This is a genomic window from Staphylococcus sp. GDY8P131P (genome assembly GCF_017891975.1).
Classification (GTDB): Bacteria; Bacillota; Bacilli; order Staphylococcales; family Staphylococcaceae; genus Staphylococcus; species Staphylococcus nepalensis.
Window position 1 is genome coordinate 107,883 of the sequence record NZ_JAESKF010000007.1, and the last position, 18,995, is coordinate 126,877.

The following is an 18,995-nucleotide window of genomic DNA, read 5'->3' on the forward strand; positions in this document are numbered from 1 at the left end:
TGAACATGGTTCTTTAGTCCTATCATTAAATGAAGTCATTTACAAACAAATTTTAAACTATTTTTGATAACCTGTATTTGCATTTAAAATCTTCAAAACTTCATCATGACAAGCTTTATTACTAATAATAAAAGGCCCTGCTTTTGCAAAATCTAAATCAGTATTGTCTAATGTTGTCATTTTCAATCCTAGTTCTTTTGCAAATAAAAACTGTGCAGCAATATCCCAAGGTTTAGGATTTGTATTCACATGCGCGCCAAATTGACCTAAAAATACACGTGTTGAATCTAAGCCACATGAGCCAATAAAGCGATAGCCAAACGAAGCACTATTTAATTCATGAATCGTGGCATCATTCATCACTAAGGTGTTAAATGAAATAATCGCATCTTCTAATTTTAAGTCTTCTGGTTGGGATAACGGCTGATTATTAATATAAGCACCTTGCCCTTTAATTGCTTTATAAAGTTTTCTATGTGGGTAATCATAAATATATGATAACGTTGGTTCTCCATCTATGAAATACCCTAATATAATACAATAATCCTCTTGCTGCTTCACTAAATTTGTCGTGCCATCAATCGGATCCATAACCCAGACATGGCCTTGGTAAGCATTGACTTCTTCATTTGACTTTTCTTCAGCAAAAAGTTGATGCTCCGGAAAATGTTCATGCAAAAAATCTTCGAAATTTTGTTGGATTGATTTATCTACATTAGTTACAAGGTCAAATCGATTACGCTTTGTTGTGGTAACCATGTCTTCTATTAATTGCGGAATAATATCATCTAAGGTTGTTAACCAATGTCTCACTAAATCATCTATATTCGTTAATGCTTCTTTATTCATTTGAAACCTCCTCTTTAAACTACGCTCTATTTTTTATTATATTCATTTAATATGTATAATTTGTTTTATTTTATCATATAAACTTTATTATCGTAACAAACCTTCAGAACAAATCTTCAATCACCTAAATAAAGCCAACTAGCTATGCTAGTCGGCTAAATAGAAAGGAAAGTAAGTAATAAATATTGAAGATGTTTGCTTAGTAACTCGTACGAAAAAGATGTTAACAAAACTATATGTAATAGCTACCCCTTTGCCATCTTTTCGCTACCCCCTTGTTACTAAATATTATACTAACATAAAGGTTCAGAAAATGTAAGCGTTTTCTAAATTTTTTTGGAAAAACTTTATAAATGTCGTCATTGTCACTTTTGTGATATAATGAATGTAATATGTAATCATTTGGGAGGTGACTTTCTAATGAATAAACGCGAAAGACAAAATAAACTGGTACAAGCAATACAGAACAATAAACAAATTACTGCTACTGAACTTGCAGCAAACTTAAATGTTTCGAAACGTACAATTTTAAGAGATATTCAAGATTTAGAAGATCAAGGTGTGAAAATTTTAGCAAAACACGGAAAATTAGGCGGTTATCAACTTCAAGAAACACCGAATAGTTATGAACTTGAATTAACTGAAAATCAGCTTACTGCTTTATTCTTGATTTTGAATGAAAGTCAATCTTACACAACGCTTCCTTACAAAGAAGAGATTAATGCTATCATTAAAAAGTGCTTAAATCTACCTTACACAAAGATGAGACGTGCACTTAAAAAGCTCGATCGCTATATTAAATTCGATCAGCAAACGCACACCGATTTACCACCTATTTTTTCAGAAGTTTTAATCTATTGTACAGAACGAAATGTGATGGCAATGGAATATAACACTAATGGCAATGTCGCTACTGAAAATGTGATATTTATTGGCTTATTATGCACAGATGGATTATGGAAAGCCGTCGTCTTTGAAATTGGTCTCGGTAAAACAAATGAAATACCTATTGTTGATATTCATGATATCTCTTACTCTTTTGAGAAAACGATTAAAACACAAGATATAACCATTAATAATTATCAACAATTTTTAAATCCCACTGAGTCCTAAACAACTCACTGGGATTTTTTTAAATCAAAAACTTATGTATATAAGGTAATTATAGTAAAGATAAATGAAATCAAATTATTCAACATATGAAGACTTACACTAGCAATAAGTTTACGACCTGATTTCAAATAAACATATACCATTGCAATAGCTAATATTAAATAACTCCCTATTTCAAACGGTGACTCTGCGCCAACCACATGCATCAATGAAAAAAGAATGGTTGATACAATACCCATAGCGATGAAATTAAATTTCTTACCTAATTCACCTATTAATAAATGTCTAAAGCATATTTCCTCAACTAATGGGGCACCAATAACTATTAATAAAAATGTAACTGGCAAAAATGCAGGCTTATCAAATAGCCCCATTAATTCTAACTCATTTTGTGTTTCACTAAACCCAATTCCATCCGGTAAGTATTGCATGATTGTATTATATATAGTGCTACAAACCATCATCGTTACTGTCACTATAATAAGAAATAAGTAATGATTTTTTACAAAGTTTATATTTTTGCGCAAATGATATTTAAAATCATTCATATGTAAAAAATAAAAGCTACACGCTGTCACTAAATAGGCAAGTAATTGCGCAATTACACTTATCTTTAATGCAATTTTTTCAGATAAATTGTCTATATACAAGAAACCAATCACTATACCAAGCAGTGAAAAAACGATCATACTTGCAATTAAAATGGCAAGCAATGAAAAATCTTTCCACACAATATCTTTAAAACGGTATTTCCTTCTTTCCAATTTTAATAGGCTCCCTTCAATTTCTAATCATTTTATATTGCTTATAATATCATCATTCATTATTTAATAAAAATGAGTTCATTACTTTAATATAAATAATTTTAGAAAGGATGTCTTTCATGTATAACTTAGAATATCATCAATTAGAAGAACGTATTCATAACTTACTTAATTTAATTGAAGTTTATAAATTTGCAATCGTAACTCAAAACCGAAAAAAAGCACAACATAAAATTGATATTGAACATTTTATTAGCCAAGAACTCTCCTCATTTTCAGATGTTTCAATGCAACGATTTTCACTCCCACACTATAATTACTACCAATTTCTTGTAAAACATAGCAATCATCCAATAGAAGAATTAACAATCGGCAACACAATTAAATACATTGAAGCCATCCAACGTCACCTATTAGATATACACAAAACGTTGAGCAACTTCTTGTAATAAAATTTCAAAAACTATGCCCTTTTCAAATTAAAATTGTAATACTTTTTCATGTATTGTAAAATGAAATCGATTACAGCAATATAGGAGTGATAACAATGCATGGCTTTTCTATTTACTTAGGACAACCCATTGATAAATCGTATATTACACGAATGATCTCTTTGGGATACACTACGATTTTCACATCTGTCCAAATTCCTGAGGAGGAGGATAAAACAAAATATCGCTATTTGGGAGAACTATTAGATTATTTATCAAACAATCATCTGACGTATATGATTGATATCAATCCTTCATTGCTGGATCACTCTTTTTATGAGTTTCTGCAAGCATATCAACATGCGCAGTTTATAATTCGTATTGACCACAGCACTTCTATTGAAGTCATTAATGATATCATCAATCATGGTTTTCAATGTTGCTTGAACGCAAGTATACTTTCCGAATCAATGCTACGACAACTGTATGAACAACTAGATGATTTTTCCTATTTATGTTATTGCCATAACTATTATCCACGCCCTGACACTGGTTTAGATGATCAATTTGTAAATAAGCAAAACATATTAATTCTTAAGTATAATCCAAACGCGACTATTTTTGGATTTATCGCAGGAACAACCGCTCGAGGCCCTCTTTTTAAAGGGTTACCTACAATTGAATCAACCCGAGATAAACACCCTGTAGAAAGTGCGCAACTACTATTAAATAATGCGACGACGCAAATTTTAATCGGTGACTCTAAACTAGATGAGACAACGGCGCAGCAATTAATCAGTATATTATGTCATAGACACTTTACTTTTACGTTAAATTTATCCGACTTACAAGCAACATCTATATTACAACAGCAACATACGGTCAGGCCTGATGCCCCTAATCTTGTTGTTAGGTCCCAAGAAGCACGTCATTATTGTACATTTGACATTAAACCTAACCAAACCATACACCGAAGAACTGGCAGCGTTACGTTAGATAATAAATTGAATCATCGCTACCAAGGTGAATTACAAATTATACGCACTGATTTACCTGCCCATCAGCATGTCAATGTTGTTGGTGAAATCATTGCATCAGAACATGCATTAATTCATTGCATGCAACCAAACGATACTTTTAACTTTATTCTTAAAACAAGGGAGCAAAATTGATGAGCGATTTAACAACCGAATCTAGAAATGACGCCACAATGCATTTAGATGAAATGACAATAAAAGAAATACTTGAAACAATGAATGACGAAGATCAAAAAGTGCCTCAAGAAATCAGAAAAAGTATTCCTAATTTAACTAAAGTTATTGAAATTACGACCCAGCAATTCAGAGCTGGCGGACGCATTATTTATATGGGTGCGGGCACTAGTGGCAGATTAGGTGTACTTGATGCTGCTGAATGTGTGCCAACTTTCAATACTTCTTCAGATGAAGTGATTGGGTTAATTGCAGGAGGACAAAAAGCAATGACTATGGCGGTCGAAGGCGCAGAAGATAGTGCGCCTTTAGCAGCAGAAGATTTACAACATATACATCTGAACGAGAAGGATGTCGTAATTGGTATAGCAGCAAGTGGGCATACGCCATACGTCATAGGCGGTTTACAATACGCGAATGACGTAGGCGCACACACTATTTCAATTGCTTGTAATACTGATGCAAAAATAAGTAAAGTAGCAAACAATTCAATTGAAGTGAATGTAGGCCCTGAAATATTAACTGGTTCTACGAGATTAAAATCAGGTACAGCACAAAAACTAATACTCAATATGATTTCCACTGTGACAATGGTCGGTGTAGGTAAAGTTTATGATAATCTTATGGTAGACGTAAAAGCTACAAATCAAAAACTAATCGACCGTTCTATTCGTATTATTCAAGATATCTGTGACATTTCACAACAACAGTCCCAACAATTGTATAAATCAGCAGATCAAAATCTAAAAATTGCTATTGTCATGCATATGTGTGACATCTCTAAAGTGGAAGCAACTAAGCGTTTAGAAGATAATAATCATATCATTAAACAAGCGATTAAAAATTAAACACTGATATATAGGAGGTTTGTCTGATGTCTAAAGAGCAAACACTTGCGGAAAATATCGTCGATGCAGTCGGTGGCCTAGACAATATGGATAATGTCATAAACTGTATGACGCGCGTTAGAATTAAAGTGATTGATGAAAATAAAATCGATTATGATAAATTAAAAGCTACTGAAGGCGTTATAGGTGTTGTGAAAGATGACCGTGTCCAAATCGTAGTTGGCCCCGGCACTGTTAATAAAGTAGCGTCACATATATCTGAAATAAGCGGTGTTCGTTTAGGTGAAACGATCCCCCACCACTCAAGAAATTATAAAGCTGAGACTGAAGCAAGGGCTAAAGAAAATAAAGAAGCTTTTCAAAGTAAGCAAAAACGAGGTAAATTCAATAAATTATTAAAGACAATTGCTAATATTTTTATACCTTTAATACCTGCGTTTATTGGTGCAGGATTAATTGGCGGTATTGGCGCAGTATTGAGTAACTTATTAGCAGCTAATGTTATATCTGGAGAATGGATAACACAACTTGTCACTGTCTTTAATGTAATTAAAGATGGTATGTTAGCTTATTTAGCAATATTTACTGGTATTAATGCGGCAAAAGAGTTTGGTGCGACACCAGGTTTAGGTGGTGTCATTGGAGGAACAACATTATTAACTGGTTTAACTGACGAGAATATGATTGTTAACATTTTCACTGGTGATCCTTTACAAGCAGGGCAAGGTGGGATTATCGGCGTCATCTTTGCTGTTTGGTTATTAAGTTTAGTTGAAAAGAGATTACATAAAATTGTGCCGAATGCAATCGATATTATTGTCACACCTACAATCACACTGTTTGTAATAGGTTTATTAACTATATTTATTATTATGCCTTTAGCAGGTTTCGTATCTGATGGTTTAGTATCTGTTGTCAATGGCGTTATAGATATCGGTGGTATCTTTAGCGGCTTTGTAATCGGTGCTTTCTTCCTACCATTAGTTATGTTAGGATTACATCATATATTTACCCCTATTCATATTGAGATGATTAATCAATCTGGTGCTACTTATTTACTACCTATTGCCGCGATGGCTGGCGCAGGACAAGTGGGCGCCGCATTAGCACTTTGGGTAAGATGCAAGAAAAATACTACACTAAGAAATGCGATTAAAGGTGCGCTTCCTGTAGGTTTCCTAGGCATTGGTGAACCTTTGATTTATGGGGTCACATTACCGCTTGGAAGACCATTCTTTACCGCGTGCATTGGTGGCGGCATCGGAGGAGCAGTAATTGGCGGCATCGGACATATTGGTGCCACTGCTATCGGGCCAAGTGGTATTTCGTTATTACCTTTGATTTCAGATCATATGTATTTAGGTTATATTGCTGGATTAATCGCTGCTTATATCGGTGGTTTCCTCTTCACCTTCTTCTTAGGTACAACAAAATCAATGAGAGAATCTGATAACTTAGGTGGTTAAACTATGACCAACGTACTTTATAAAATTGATAATATGTATGGAACTTTTACAAAAAGTGAAAAGAAAATTGCTGATTTTATTTTAAATGCACCACATCGTATTATAAACATGTCTGTTCAAGATCTTTCAAATGAAATCAATACAAGTACAGCTTCGATTGTGCGTTTTAGTAAAAAAATTACTGAAAAAGGGTTTCAAGAACTTAAAATAACAATTTCACGTTATTTGCCTGAAGATGCAATCAATAATAATTCGATGGAACTAATAGATCATGAATCTGTGGATGTTATTAAATCAAAAATGCTTGCAAGAGCCACAGATACGATGAGTTATGTTGCATCCCAAATTGAGCAGCACAACATAGACAATATATGTGACGCATTAAAACAGGCGCGTACGATATTCTTATTTGGATATGGTGCATCACTCGTAATCGTTACAGATTTATATCAAAAATTGTCTCGAATCGGACTAAATGTAAGGTTAATTCAAGAAACACATTTATTGATGACTACAATGGCTACACACGATGAACAAGATTGTGTTATTTTCGTAACGAATCAGGGTACTCACAGTGAAATGCAATCAATGGCCAAAGTCGCCACAGATTACAACATTCCCATTATTACCATATCAAGTTCTACTGATAACCCTGTGGCCAAAATTTCGGATTATATTTTAACTTATGGTCAAACAGATGAAAATGAACTTCGTATGGCTGCAACAACATCTTTATTTGCACAATTATTTACAGTAGATATCCTTTATTATCGATTTATTGCGTTAAATTATCAACGTTCTTTAGATTCCATTACACAATCTAAAATGGCACTTGATAATTATCGTAAGCATTTATCTAAAATTCAATTTAAGCATTGATGCATCACTTTTTAATCTATAATATTTCAAACAAAAAATGAGAGCAGGGCAGAAATCACAGTTTTCAAAAATGATTTCGTTGTCCCGCTCTAGCAAAGAAGATTATCAAAACAGTTAGGTTAAGCGAATTACATAAGCATGCGTTCATGTATAAGTGTTACTTTAGAAGCCGCACTTTATCCGCTACGCCTATATAATATAAGAGCTCGAGACATTATTGATGTCTCGGGCTCGTTTTTATGCGAATCTTTTATCCTTATATTTCAAAACGCTTTTGAAAGTTTATTAAAAATAATCAATGTTAATAATGTATTACACCGCTACTTCACATCGCTTTGAAAGATATCAAAAATATTTTTGGCATTATCTGTATTATCTATGTTACCTTTAAATTTCTCACTGCCAGGACCATAAGCATACGTATTTACATCCTCTCCAGTATGACCTGTAGTTGTCCATCCTGTATGTGATTTATCATTAATAGGTTTTTGTACTGCATCTTGAACTTTTTGCAATTGTGCTTCATATTTATCTTTGTCTTTTTTAAAGTCTTTCAGTTTCTTAGCTTCTTCTTTTATATCATCCATTTGATTTTTTGAAATCGCGAAACCATAGCCTTTGTTAATCACTTTTTCGACGTTTTTACCTTTTTCAATTTCTTCAGTCATGTATTTACCAGAATGCTTCATTTTATGTATTGAATCTGGATTCCATACATAATCTTCGCCTTTAGCAATAGACAGTCCACCTGTCGAATGATCTGCTGTCGCTACAACCAGTGTATCTGGATTATGCTTTGCGTAGTTCGTTGCATATTCAAATGCTTTTTCAAATCCTTCCATTTCCGACATCACACCTGTTATATCATTTGGATGGCCTGCTTTATCGATAGAAGCCCCTTCAACCATTAAGAAAAAGCCTTTATCATTTCCTTTTAATTTACTTATAGCATTATCTGTCATATCTACTAATGTAGGGTTTTTATCTGGTGCATCAATTTGCAAAGGCATATTATTATCTGCAAATAACCCTAAAATTTGCTTACTTTTTGAATTTTGCATTTCATTTTTATTAGTAACTACATCATATCCATCTTTTTTAAATTTATTTTTTAAGTTATCATTATCTTTACCAAAATACGCCGCGCCTCCGCCAAGTAATACATCAACTTTGTGTTCTCCATTAATTTTATCATTATAAAATTGTTTGGCGATTTCGTTCTTTTTATCTCGGCTATCTACATGTGAAGCATAAGCAGCTGGTGTAGCATCTGTGATTTCAGCTGTAGAAACTAAGCCAGTCGATTTTCCATTTTCTTTCGCTTGTTCTAAAACAGTTTTGACTTTATTTTTATCAGCATCTACGCCAATGGCCCCATTATAAGTTTTATGTCCAGAACTAAATGCAGTTGCGCCTGCAGCTGAATCTGTAACATTTTCTTTCGAATCATTTGGATTTGTACGTTGACTCCCTACGTGGTATTTATCAAACGCAGTTTGCTCCATTTCTTTCGTTTCTGGATTATCTGCAAAATAGCGATAAGCCGCATTATATGAAGGTCCCATACCATCACCGACTAAAAAGATGACATTTTTAGGGTTTTCTGTATTACCCGTATACACGACATCTGACGTTTTTTGAGCATCTTCTGATGTGCTTTTTTGGCCAGATGCATAAGTTGTTTGTACACTACCCAATGATCCGCCTGCAATCATTACACTTGCTACAGTTGCAGTAGCTAACTTATTTAATAATTTCATAAATGATTAACTCCTTCTGATATGTATTATGACCCTGCAAGTTAAGTGTAAATCAAGTGTTTTGAGTGAATGTATCGATTAGATTAATTTTTTGTAAATAAATTATTCATGATTTACAATTTTATATCCTGCTTTAAATCACTCTTTTTAGATAGCACATAACATGGACAAATAAAAAGGTTAGGATAGAAATCTAAATTTTAAAGGTATGCATTATTCTGTATGACCTTCACTGCCTAAATAACATTTAAGGCCGAGACATTATTTTGCCTCGACCTCATTATTTGTAGCTGCCATGTAATAACTTGAAAAACAGCTGAAAATGTTATTATAGTATGCAATTATCTTATTGCTTAAAGTTGCTTATCGTCACTTAATTTATGGTAGCCTTTCATATAGTAAAATAGTGTCATAAATCCTAAAAATACGATACCAATAATAACTGAAACTACTGTTTCTTTATTAAATAACATGCCGATGAGCACCATGATAAAGAAAGCCATCGTAATATAATTCGTTACTGCTCCACCAGGCATTTTAAACGGATGATCCTTTATCTCTTCAGGATGATTTTTTCTAAATCTTAAGTGACTGATTAAAATCATAAACCATGGCACCATACCTGGCAAAATAGATGCACTATATACATAAACAAAGATGCTGTCTGCACCTTTAATAAATAATGGTAAAATGACGTTTAATAATGCACCAATTAATATGCCAACTGCAATTGCAGTTACTGTCCAAACTGGAACACCATTTTTCATAACTTTACTAAAGCTTTTAGGTAGCATACCTCTTTGAGATAAGTTCAATGTCATACGACTAGCACTAAATATACCAGAATTACATCCTGACATTGCTGCAGTTAGTACGACAAAGTTAATAAGTCCTGCAGCAAATGTAATACCTACTTTTGCAAATGTCGCAACAAATGGACTTCCAATATTTCCTAATTCGTTCCAAGGGTATACAGTTACAATTACAAAGATAGCACCTATATAAAAAATTAATATACGCCAAATGACACCGTTAACCGCACTTTTAATATTCTTTTGTGGGTCTTTGGTTTCTCCTGCTGTAATACCAATTAATTCAACACCTTGATACGAACCAATTACAATTGAAAGGGCAAAGAAGAAACCAATCCAACCGTTAGGCATAAATCCACCATGAGCCCATAAGTTAGAAAGCCCAATAGCTTCTCCACCATTACCAATTCCAAAGAAAATCAATCCAAAACCAGCGATAATCATTAAGATAATTGTTACTACTTTAATCATGGCAAACCAAAATTCAAATTCTCCAAATGCTTTGACTGATACCATATTAGCTCCCGCTAATAAAAGTACTACAATAATACCTGGGATCCATTGAGGCAAATCAGGGAACCAATAATTCATATATTCTCCGACAGCAATTACCTCACTCATACCTACTACAACCCACTGGAAAATATTACTCCATGCTGTTAAATAGCCTGTAACTGGGTTTATGTAATCACTTGCAAAATTTGCGAAAGAACCAGAAGTTGGATGTAAATATACCATTTCTCCCATAGCTCTCATTACTAAAAATAAAAATAAGCCCGCAATTAAATATGCAAATATAACTGAAGGCCCAGTCCATTTAATCGTACTGGTCGCTCCCATAAAAAGACCTACACCAATCGTACCGCCAAGTGCAATCATTCTCATTTGACGTGCACCTAGTCCCCTTTGTAATTCATTAGTCTCATTCATCATTCAAACCCCATCTCATTCAAATATAAGTGAAAACAAATCACTTATTATGTCGCTATTATACTATAAATTCAAAAAATTTAAATAATTATTTTTGTTAATGTAAGCCCTTACATCAACGCTATCATTATAGTTTATTTAATAGTAAAAAGCAATGTCATTTTTGCTTCGATTTATACATCTGGGACCTTATACTTAATTTTCGCCCTAACGCATCTTATAGTCAGTATATCACTGGTATAAAAAGTAGAAAGTGATACTTAGGTACAGCCACAAGTTCATATAATCTGCTTAACCTTAGTAACACTTATGCATGCGGCAAGCTTAAGTCATTCGTTTAAATGAATATCTCTTTGGTAGTGTGATTTACCTATATAAGGAGACTAAATCTCTTTTAGAAAAAGATGATTTTTGTCTCACTCCTCTATATCCTGTTATATAAAACCAAAAATAATTTGTGATTTATTTCACAAATGCGTTATATCATAGTATACTATCTTTAATTAACGGAAAGTGAGGTTAAGGTTTTGAACGAGAAAAATATTAAATGGGATAAAGTTTTTTATGGTAAAGCATGGGTGCATCATGTGGTAGAAACAATTCGAGCCAAAGATATTTTACAAAGCTTTTATTTAAAACGATACTTATTGCGTGCGATTATGGCAGGGTTTATCTTAGGTGTCATCACAGTGTTTGTATTACTTATTAAAGCTGCCTTAACACCTAGTGTTTCTGTGGGTTTAACTAATTTAATAGCTGCTATTGCATTTAGCTTTGCATTAGTGCTCATACTTTTCACAAATTCTGAACTTTTAACTAGTAATTTTATGTATTTTACAGTCGGTCTCTATTATCGCGTTATCACCCCTATGCGTGTCTTGAAAATATTTATAATGTGCTTTATTGGCAATGCTTTAGGCGGATTTATATTCTTTTTATTAATTCGAGCTTCAGATGTTATGACACCTGCAATGATGCAACAGCTAGAAAGTACGATTGATCATAAGACATTATCCGCAGGTTTTATAGCAATTATGATTAAAGGTATTTTTGCTAATTTTTTTATTAATATTTCATTGGTCATCGCTATGCAAATTGATGATGTTTTAGCAAAAATGTTTGTCATGATGTTTGGTGTCTCCATTTTTGCATTTATGGGTTATGAACACGTCGTATATAATACAGTACTTTTTGCCGGTGGGATAGTTTATCAAAGTGACATTTTCTCAATTATTCCAGCTGCCATTAACCTGATTGGCGCTGGTATTGGTAATTACATAGGCGGCGGCTTAGTGATTGGTTTATTCTACGCTTATTTAAATGACCACCATCAATATCATGGAGATAAAAAGCATGCCAAATATTGAATATTATTTTGATTACATTGGTATAATTTACAATAGATGAAATTATAGTTACCTTACTTTATATGGTATAATGCTCAATAGATTTTATTAAAAAGGAGTTCAATATGAATAAACATCTATTGAAGCGAACAATCACAGTTGCAATTATCTTTGGTGTGTTGTTTTTCTTAATTAATTATTTTAGTAGTAATGATGCTTCTGCAGGCCCATTAATTTTAAGAAGTCTGCTTACCATAGTCGTATTTGGTATCTTGTATTATTTTATTTTTGCCATTGTGAACTCACCAGAACGAAAATATAAATTTGGAATCACGCTTCCTATCTCATTACTAATTGCAATTATTATTAGCGCCATGTTTTCTGCACTTAAAATAGGCATTATAGTTGGACTCATCATCGGTATAATAGCTGGTTATATTTGGGAATTTGCAGAAAAAAATAAAAATGGTGGTGATCAGTCATGAGTATTTTTATAGGTATTGTTGTTGTTGTTTTATTAATTGTAAGTCTAATCCCTAATTTAAAAGCTGTTAAAAAATCGAAAGCTACAGGCGAAAAGAATCCACGTTTTGCAATTATGGTAGGTATTGACGCTATTCTGCTTGTTTTAGTTGTTGTAACGCTTATATTTCAATTCTTAAAATAATACTTACCTTTAGGGAACACGATCGTTTCCTCTATTCATAGTTTATAATAAACCCCTGATCTGAACATTTTTTCATCCAAGTGTTCAAATCAGGGGTTTTAATTTATTAAAATTGATCTTGTAATACTAAATAATATAATACGAACGCGCCCAGTAAATAAATGAAGCTTCCAACCATAAACGATTTAAATTGAATTTTCAAAGGCACTTTTTTATTAAAAATAGGACCAAGCACTAAATTGCCAATAGCTAGAACAATAGGACCGCCTAAGAAAAATAAAATTAAATAACCATTCATATTTCATTAGCCTCTACTTTTTTCAAAATAGTTTTCGATAATTTCTGTGCCGGTTAAATCTTTACCAACATATGAAACGTGGCTAAAATCTTGTTGTTCTGTCATTTCGTTTGTATTCACAATCACATCTAATCCTGCATTTACAGCTGCAGTAGCACCATTGACTGAATCTTCTATTGCTAGGCAATTAACCGGATTATAATTTAATCTTTGAACCGCTGTTAAGTATAAATCAGGACTCGGTTTGATTTCTTCTACGTCCTCACGTCCAACTACTACATCGATATACGTATCTAATCCCAATCGGTCAAATGTCGGTTGAATATCATTTCTAAAACTACTTGTAGCAATAGCCATAGGAATATGACGCTTTTTACAGTATTCCATTAGTTGCTTAATATGCTTAACCATAGGTAAATTTGCACTTGTTTCATTATGTTCTTTATATATGGCTTCTTTGCGTGCTTTGCCAAGTTGTGCTTCTAAATGCTGGTGCAATGCTGAAGCAAGCCCACCAATTGATTGTCGATAAAAATCAAATGTCACTTCCTGTAAACCATAATAGTTTAAATGTTTATTTATAATCTCGAATAAATGTTTTTCTGTGTCTACCACTGTGCCGTCAAAATCAAATACAACCGCTCTATACATACATTTTCCTCCCAAAATATATAAGTTCATATTATTGTAAGTGTATCATATTTACTACTGTGTAAGGTCACGTTTTATATTATTGAAATCAAAAAAGAGAGTGAGACAGAAATCATTTTATAAAATGATTTCGTTATCCCACCCTGACAATGATAACTAAAAAAGAGGCCCACAGCTAAAGCGCCAGTATTAATCACTAATAGAATCAAGTAGATGAACGTGAGCTAAAACACATGCACAAACGTTGTTAATTATCATTCTAGCCATCTACTATCAATATCACATCCAGGGTTGAAACATGATTGACGTGCTAGAGTCACACTAAAATATGCAAAACGATAATTCAAAAATCATAACTTTAAGTTTGTCATCATTTCAAACATCCCATGCCGATTTCAAACCGTAAATGTAATATTGATTTATTTTAAATGATTACCTCTTTTTATAATACATATATTACAATTACTTATGTCAACATTGTGTTCACCTTTTATTCCAATATTTTGCAAGTATTGGACCTGTAATATTATGTATTAAGCTAAATACGGCCCCTGGCACCGCAGATAATGGGCTAAAATGTACCGTTGCAAGAGAAACCGCAAGACCAGAATTTTGCATACCTACTTCTATCGATACAGCTTTTTTATCTGGACGATCTAATTTCATAATTTTTGCCAATGTATAACCAAGCGTATAACCAACGATATTATGCAAGATAACAACAGCAAATATAAGCAAACCAGTTTCTAATATTTGCGTTTTACTCCCGCCAACCACTGATGCGAGTATTAATGAAATAGCTACCACTGATACAATTGGTAAAGCTGTCGCAGTTTTATCCGCGAATTTTTTAAATATTTTTTGAAGTATAAAGCCAATAATAATAGGTATTAAAATAACTTGAACAACTGACCAAAACATACTTAAAAATGAAACCTGTAGCCATTCATGCGCAAATAAATATATTAAAGCTGGCGTCAAAAATGGCGCTAACAATGTAGAAACACTCGTGATAGCCACTGATAGAGCAACATTCGCATTTGCCAAATAACCCATCACATTACTAGATGTTCCACCAGGACAACATCCGACTAAAATGACACCTATAGCTACTTCTGGTGGCAAATGAAATAATTTAGCAATTAAAAATGCAGTTAAAGGCATAATTGTATATTGAAGTACAACGCCTATAATCACTGAACGTGGTGCTTGGAATACGATTTTGAAATCTTTAGGGTCTATCGTTAACCCCATGCCTAACATTACAATTCCTAATAAATAAGGTACCCAACTACTTAAAGTAGCAAGTTGCATTGGGAATATAAACCCAATAATCGCTGCAATGAGCATCCATACCAAGAATGTGTTCGTTGCAAACTTACTCACTTTTGATAACATCTAGAAACACTTCCCTTTATGTATTAATAAAGAAAAATGTACCATACTTTAAAATCCTAAACAACAGAATTTTCAAAATATTCGCAATCTGATTATATAAAAATATAAAGAAAATGAACACTTCGTTCTAAAGACCTAGTGTCTTCTTCGAAAAAGAGTGGTACAATTTAATAGAATTTAAAACATGTATAATTTTTAAGGACAATAATATATTAGGTTTAATATGCACTTGTCACTTTACATAGATACGGAGGTATAATATGTTTTTAGATAAAACTGAAACGTTTGTGTTGAACATCAGTGGTTTGAATAAACGTGCCATTCGCAAAAATTTAATTAGACTTTGCAAGCAAATTCACTTTTGTGAATCATTTAAGTTTGCTATTTTCAAAAAAAATAATTTGTTTGCTTTAGAAGTTAATTTATCAAAGCAACAATTACCTTATTTAGTAAGTTTTCTCAGTTTCCATAATTATTTAATCTATCAAATACTAGAAAGTAACCACTCACATGAACTCATCGATCTAGATCATTTGTTATTATCATCTAAACGTTTCGAACTTGCTGTTGACGGCCTTCATGACGCATTCATTAAAGATAAAGTTATCGATATCATGAATTTAATCAATCAAAAAGAAACTATCGTTTATACCTTCAATCGTAATACCATCAATGTTTCTTGTTCACCTACCGTTTTCGCTAAATTAATCCATGCTATCGCTACACACAATATTGACATCTATAGTGCAACATACCAACCGCGGTTGATGCATAAAACTAGAATTTCTTAGAAGTAATTTAAACTTAATAATATAATATGCTAAACTACGACAGAAATCATACTCAAAGTAATTTATAAAGAGGCAGGATAGAAATCTCTAAAAAACAGTTTTTTATCCTACCTCTTTTTTTTATTCATTGATTTTCCTCAAACACCAACTTTTCAAATGCTTCTCTAATTTGTGGTACAGACATACCTACAACAACTTGCACATTTTTACCGCTTTTTACTAAGCCGTGTGCCATTTGCTTATAAGTAAAGTATTCACTATCTTCAACTTTCTCTACGTCTTTTACCGTTAATCTCAGCCGCGTTGTACAATTTGTAACATCTTTAATGTTTTCTTTACCACCCAATCCTTCTAGATAATAGATAGCTTTCCCTTCGAACTCATTGCCTGTCTCTTTATTTTTAACATCATTTGTATCTCCTTTTTTACTTCTATAATCATTTTTACTATATAATTTCATATCCTTTTCTTCCTTTTTACGTCCTGGAAGTGGAATATCAAATTTTAATATTAAAAATCTAAACAAGAGGAAATAAATTGCAGTAAATCCTAGCCCGATAGCAACTTGAATCACATAAGTTAACCAATAGTTTTGCGCTAAAGGTATCCAGTTCGTTGCAAAGAAATCTAATAATCCGCCACCAAAATTTCCTACTAAACCAAACCCATACATTAATGTATCCATTGTGGCTGATAATAACGCATGTAATACAAATAAATACGGTGCAATAAATAAAAATGTAAATTCTAGTGGTTCAGTAATACCTACAACGGTAGCAGTTAATGTTGCTGGAATAAGTAATGCTGCGATTTTCTTTCTGTTTTCTTTCGGCGTAGTTGCATACATTGCTAAAGCGATACCTACTGAACCAAAGACTTTCCCATTACCTTGTAACATAAATCCATATGGGAATAATTCTTTTAAAGGTGTTTTGCTTTTAGCAAATGCATTCACATGTTCAAACCATTCTGCTTTTAAACCATGGTTTACAACTACTGGCCCCACTTCAATCGGAGCATAAATAAAATGATGTAAACCAGTGGGTATCAACACTCTTTCAAGGAAATGATACAACCAAACACCTATATAGCCAGACCCAATAATAAATCCTTGTAGAGAAGAGATGCCGCTTTGAACTGTCGGCCAAACGATACAAGTAATTAAAGCTACAGGTAACATTACAAAAAATGAAATTGTTACTACAAACGTTAAGCCTTGAAACACACCTAACATTTCAGGCAATTTTCTACTATAAAATCTATTATGTATCCATGTCACAATACTAGAAATAATAATACCACCTAAGATATTTGTATCTAAGGTTTCTATTCCTGCAATGGCTTTTAATCCTGTTACATTTTCTACACCCTTTTCTAAATTAGCTCCGAAAGTATGCGGCCATTGTGTAAGTATGGCGTTGATAAATGTATTAAACATTAAATAGCCCATTAAAGCTGCTAATGCAGCATGCCCTGGTGCTTTTTTAGCTAAAGATAAAGGTAATCCCACCACAAACACTACTTCCATATGATTAAATATTGTCCAACCACCAGATTCAATGACAGACCATATTTTGAACCATGTTGTTCCATCTTCTGCTATATTCCCCATAATAGAAGGATTTTTAAACAATGTTGCTAATCCAAGCACAATACCAAAGAATGCGAACATTAAAACAGGTACAATCATGGCGCTCCCGAATCTCTTTATTGCGTTCATGAAGAAACCCTCCTTTTTTAACTCTTTTATGCGTAACTAATCAATATTACAGATTGTTCTAAAATCGTTAGCATCAATTTATATCTTATATTAAAGTAAACGCTTACATTAAAACAATGGTTTGACGCTATTACGAACCATTTTGTACAATAAGATTATATTTTCACGACCTGAAAATTTTTTCAGAAAGCCTGAGGTGACTATTTTGCTTTTAGATGAACGTATTAATAATAACTTTAGTAAATTAAATGAAAATGACTTACAAATCGCTCATTTTATCAATACGCATATACCAGAGTGCAAATCAATGAAAATTCAAGAGCTAGCTACCTTCACCCATGCGTCAAACGCAAGTATCCATCGTTTCACTCGCAAGTTAGGGTTTGATGGATACAGTGACTTTAAATCTTACTTGAAATTCGAAACAGAACAAGTACATCAATTGTCCTCTGATTCGATGGATGCTTTCAAACAAGAAATAGAAAATACATTCACTTATTTAGAACGCGTCGACTATAATCTTGTTACTGATAAAATATACGAAGCAGAAACAATATATTTATATGGGACGGGTTTAGCCCAGATGAATGTAGCGAAAGAAGCACAAAGGATTTTATTAACGATACATAAAAATATTATTGTATTACATGATGTACATGAATTTAAAATGGTTTTAAATAAAGCTTCAGATAGCGATTTGTTCTTTATTATTTCGTTATCCGGAGAATCGATACAATTAACTGATATAACCAATTTACTACAACTACGCCAAAAATATTTTATTTCTATAACAACACTAAAAGATAACACGTTAGCCCAAAAAGCAAATTATAATATTTATGTATCTAGTAATACGTTTTACTTAACAGATGGAATCGACTATTCTAGTTTTATTAGTTACCATATCTTTTTCGAGACACTTTTACGTAAATTTAACGAACGTAAAGAGAAGAAACACCTTAATACTTAAAATTAAATTATAAAAAAAGACTTACAGCCGTTCCCTCAAAATGCCTGCAAGTCTTTTTATTTATACGTTTTTATTAATTAAATTGTAATGG

General features: G+C 32.8%; 19 protein-coding genes. 11 read left to right on the plus strand and 8 right to left on the minus strand.

Annotated elements, in window-relative coordinates; genetic code table 11:
* Positions 1-57: 57 nt before the first annotated feature.
* Positions 58-849 (minus strand): inositol monophosphatase family protein, encoded by a 792-nt coding sequence (locus tag KA894_RS07765; protein WP_103372791.1) that lies wholly within the window; start codon positions 847-849, stop codon positions 58-60.
* Positions 850-1,269: 420 nt separating this feature from the next.
* Between KA894_RS07765 and KA894_RS07770 the strand changes: the two genes are divergently transcribed.
* Positions 1,270-1,962 (plus strand): helix-turn-helix transcriptional regulator, encoded by a 693-nt coding sequence (locus tag KA894_RS07770; protein ID WP_103372790.1) that lies wholly within the window; start codon positions 1,270-1,272, stop codon positions 1,960-1,962.
* Positions 1,963-1,994: 32 nt separating this feature from the next.
* On the opposite strand, the gene KA894_RS07775 is transcribed toward KA894_RS07770, so the two are convergent.
* A complete protein-coding gene (locus KA894_RS07775) occupies positions 1,995-2,726 on the minus strand; it encodes a CPBP family intramembrane glutamic endopeptidase (RefSeq protein ID WP_096808618.1) in 732 nt (243 codons plus the stop codon).
* Positions 2,727-2,845: 119 nt separating this feature from the next.
* On the opposite strand from KA894_RS07775, the gene KA894_RS07780 reads away from it, so the two are divergent.
* The 5 genes from KA894_RS07780 to KA894_RS07800 all read left to right on the plus strand — a co-directional run bounded on the left by KA894_RS07780 (position 2,846) and on the right by KA894_RS07800 (position 7,561).
* A complete protein-coding gene (locus KA894_RS07780) occupies positions 2,846-3,175 on the plus strand; it encodes a hypothetical protein (protein ID WP_096808617.1) in 330 nt (109 codons plus the stop codon).
* Positions 3,176-3,273: 98 nt separating this feature from the next.
* Positions 3,274-4,329 carry a MupG family TIM beta-alpha barrel fold protein gene (locus tag KA894_RS07785; RefSeq protein WP_103372789.1) on the plus strand — a complete coding sequence of 352 codons (1,056 nt, stop codon included), beginning with the start codon at positions 3,274-3,276 and terminating at the stop codon, positions 4,327-4,329.
* Positions 4,329-5,216 (plus strand): N-acetylmuramic acid 6-phosphate etherase, encoded by an 888-nt coding sequence (gene murQ / locus KA894_RS07790; protein ID WP_103372788.1) that lies wholly within the window; start codon positions 4,329-4,331, stop codon positions 5,214-5,216. Before KA894_RS07785 ends, murQ begins: the two co-directional genes overlap by 1 nt.
* A gap of 26 nt (positions 5,217-5,242) precedes the next feature.
* Positions 5,243-6,682 (plus strand): PTS transporter subunit EIIC, encoded by a 1,440-nt coding sequence (locus KA894_RS07795; RefSeq protein WP_096808614.1) that lies wholly within the window; start codon positions 5,243-5,245, stop codon positions 6,680-6,682.
* 3 nt (positions 6,683-6,685) lie between these two features.
* Positions 6,686-7,561, plus strand: coding sequence for a MurR/RpiR family transcriptional regulator (locus tag KA894_RS07800; RefSeq protein ID WP_096808613.1), 876 nt, complete (start codon positions 6,686-6,688; stop codon positions 7,559-7,561).
* Between the two features lie 320 nt (positions 7,562-7,881).
* Here the strand turns inward: KA894_RS07800 and KA894_RS07805 are convergent, their stop codons facing one another.
* Both KA894_RS07805 and KA894_RS07810 read right to left on the minus strand, forming a co-directional pair.
* Complete coding sequence (locus tag KA894_RS07805) at positions 7,882-9,321, minus strand: alkaline phosphatase (protein ID WP_103372787.1); 1,440 nt, start codon at positions 9,319-9,321, stop codon at positions 7,882-7,884.
* 353 nt (positions 9,322-9,674) lie between these two features.
* Complete coding sequence (locus tag KA894_RS07810) at positions 9,675-11,063, minus strand: amino acid permease (RefSeq protein WP_096808611.1); 1,389 nt, start codon at positions 11,061-11,063, stop codon at positions 9,675-9,677.
* A gap of 527 nt (positions 11,064-11,590) precedes the next feature.
* Here KA894_RS07810 and KA894_RS07815 point away from each other — a divergent pair.
* From KA894_RS07815 to KA894_RS07825, 3 genes are all read left to right on the plus strand, one after another.
* The gene (locus tag KA894_RS07815; protein WP_096808610.1) at positions 11,591-12,430 is read left to right on the plus strand and encodes a formate/nitrite transporter family protein; all 840 of its coding nucleotides are present in this window, start codon (positions 11,591-11,593) and stop codon (positions 12,428-12,430) included.
* Positions 12,431-12,534: 104 nt separating this feature from the next.
* The gene (locus tag KA894_RS07820; RefSeq protein ID WP_103372785.1) at positions 12,535-12,894 is read left to right on the plus strand and encodes a hypothetical protein; all 360 of its coding nucleotides are present in this window, start codon (positions 12,535-12,537) and stop codon (positions 12,892-12,894) included.
* Positions 12,891-13,076, plus strand: a complete 186-nt coding sequence (locus tag KA894_RS07825; protein ID WP_096808608.1) for a hypothetical protein — start codon at positions 12,891-12,893, stop codon at positions 13,074-13,076. Before KA894_RS07820 ends, KA894_RS07825 begins: the two co-directional genes overlap by 4 nt.
* A gap of 106 nt (positions 13,077-13,182) precedes the next feature.
* Here the strand turns inward: KA894_RS07825 and KA894_RS07830 are convergent, their stop codons facing one another.
* The 3 genes from KA894_RS07830 to KA894_RS07840 all read right to left on the minus strand — a co-directional run bounded on the left by KA894_RS07830 (position 13,183) and on the right by KA894_RS07840 (position 15,423).
* Positions 13,183-13,374, minus strand: coding sequence for a hypothetical protein (locus KA894_RS07830; RefSeq protein WP_096808607.1), 192 nt, complete (start codon positions 13,372-13,374; stop codon positions 13,183-13,185).
* A gap of 6 nt (positions 13,375-13,380) precedes the next feature.
* Positions 13,381-14,025 (minus strand): HAD family hydrolase, encoded by a 645-nt coding sequence (locus KA894_RS07835; RefSeq protein WP_096808606.1) that lies wholly within the window; start codon positions 14,023-14,025, stop codon positions 13,381-13,383.
* A gap of 483 nt (positions 14,026-14,508) precedes the next feature.
* Complete coding sequence (locus KA894_RS07840; RefSeq protein WP_210133865.1) at positions 14,509-15,423, minus strand: bile acid:sodium symporter family protein; 915 nt, start codon at positions 15,421-15,423, stop codon at positions 14,509-14,511.
* Positions 15,424-15,683: 260 nt separating this feature from the next.
* Here KA894_RS07840 and KA894_RS07845 point away from each other — a divergent pair, with 260 nt between their 5' ends.
* A complete protein-coding gene (locus tag KA894_RS07845) occupies positions 15,684-16,214 on the plus strand; it encodes a hypothetical protein (protein WP_096808604.1) in 531 nt (176 codons plus the stop codon).
* Positions 16,215-16,338: 124 nt separating this feature from the next.
* On the opposite strand, the gene KA894_RS07850 is transcribed toward KA894_RS07845, so the two are convergent.
* On the minus strand, positions 16,339-17,934 hold the full coding sequence (locus KA894_RS07850) for an alpha-glucoside-specific PTS transporter subunit IIBC (protein WP_096808603.1): 1,596 nt from the start codon (positions 17,932-17,934) through the stop codon (positions 16,339-16,341).
* A 205-nt stretch (positions 17,935-18,139) separates the two neighbouring features.
* Between KA894_RS07850 and KA894_RS07855 the strand changes: the two genes are divergently transcribed.
* Positions 18,140-18,904: a MurR/RpiR family transcriptional regulator gene (locus KA894_RS07855; RefSeq protein WP_096808602.1), complete on the plus strand. Its 765-nt coding sequence runs from the start codon at positions 18,140-18,142 to the stop codon at positions 18,902-18,904.
* Positions 18,905-18,995 lie beyond the last annotated feature (91 nt).

Bases quoted from the DNA above. Each gene is read 5' to 3' on its own strand.
- KA894_RS07765 (WP_103372791.1), bottom strand. From the start codon at position 849: ATGAATAAAGAAGCATTAACGAATATAGATGATTTAGTGAGACATTGG.
- KA894_RS07770 (WP_103372790.1), top strand. From the start codon at position 1,270: ATGAATAAACGCGAAAGACAAAATAAACTGGTACAAGCAATACAGAAC.
- KA894_RS07780 (WP_096808617.1), top strand. From the start codon at position 2,846: ATGTATAACTTAGAATATCATCAATTAGAAGAACGTATTCATAACTTA.
- KA894_RS07785 (WP_103372789.1), top strand. From the start codon at position 3,274: ATGCATGGCTTTTCTATTTACTTAGGACAACCCATTGATAAATCGTAT.
- murQ (WP_103372788.1), top strand. From the start codon at position 4,329: ATGAGCGATTTAACAACCGAATCTAGAAATGACGCCACAATGCATTTA.
- KA894_RS07795 (WP_096808614.1), top strand. From the start codon at position 5,243: ATGTCTAAAGAGCAAACACTTGCGGAAAATATCGTCGATGCAGTCGGT.
- KA894_RS07800 (WP_096808613.1), top strand. From the start codon at position 6,686: ATGACCAACGTACTTTATAAAATTGATAATATGTATGGAACTTTTACA.
- KA894_RS07805 (WP_103372787.1), bottom strand. From the start codon at position 9,321: ATGAAATTATTAAATAAGTTAGCTACTGCAACTGTAGCAAGTGTAATG.
- KA894_RS07810 (WP_096808611.1), bottom strand. From the start codon at position 11,063: ATGAATGAGACTAATGAATTACAAAGGGGACTAGGTGCACGTCAAATG.
- KA894_RS07820 (WP_103372785.1), top strand. From the start codon at position 12,535: ATGAATAAACATCTATTGAAGCGAACAATCACAGTTGCAATTATCTTT.
- KA894_RS07825 (WP_096808608.1), top strand. From the start codon at position 12,891: ATGAGTATTTTTATAGGTATTGTTGTTGTTGTTTTATTAATTGTAAGT.
- KA894_RS07830 (WP_096808607.1), bottom strand. From the start codon at position 13,374: ATGAATGGTTATTTAATTTTATTTTTCTTAGGCGGTCCTATTGTTCTA.
- KA894_RS07835 (WP_096808606.1), bottom strand. From the start codon at position 14,025: ATGTATAGAGCGGTTGTATTTGATTTTGACGGCACAGTGGTAGACACA.
- KA894_RS07840 (WP_210133865.1), bottom strand. From the start codon at position 15,423: ATGTTATCAAAAGTGAGTAAGTTTGCAACGAACACATTCTTGGTATGG.
- KA894_RS07845 (WP_096808604.1), top strand. From the start codon at position 15,684: ATGTTTTTAGATAAAACTGAAACGTTTGTGTTGAACATCAGTGGTTTG.
- KA894_RS07850 (WP_096808603.1), bottom strand. From the start codon at position 17,934: ATGAACGCAATAAAGAGATTCGGGAGCGCCATGATTGTACCTGTTTTA.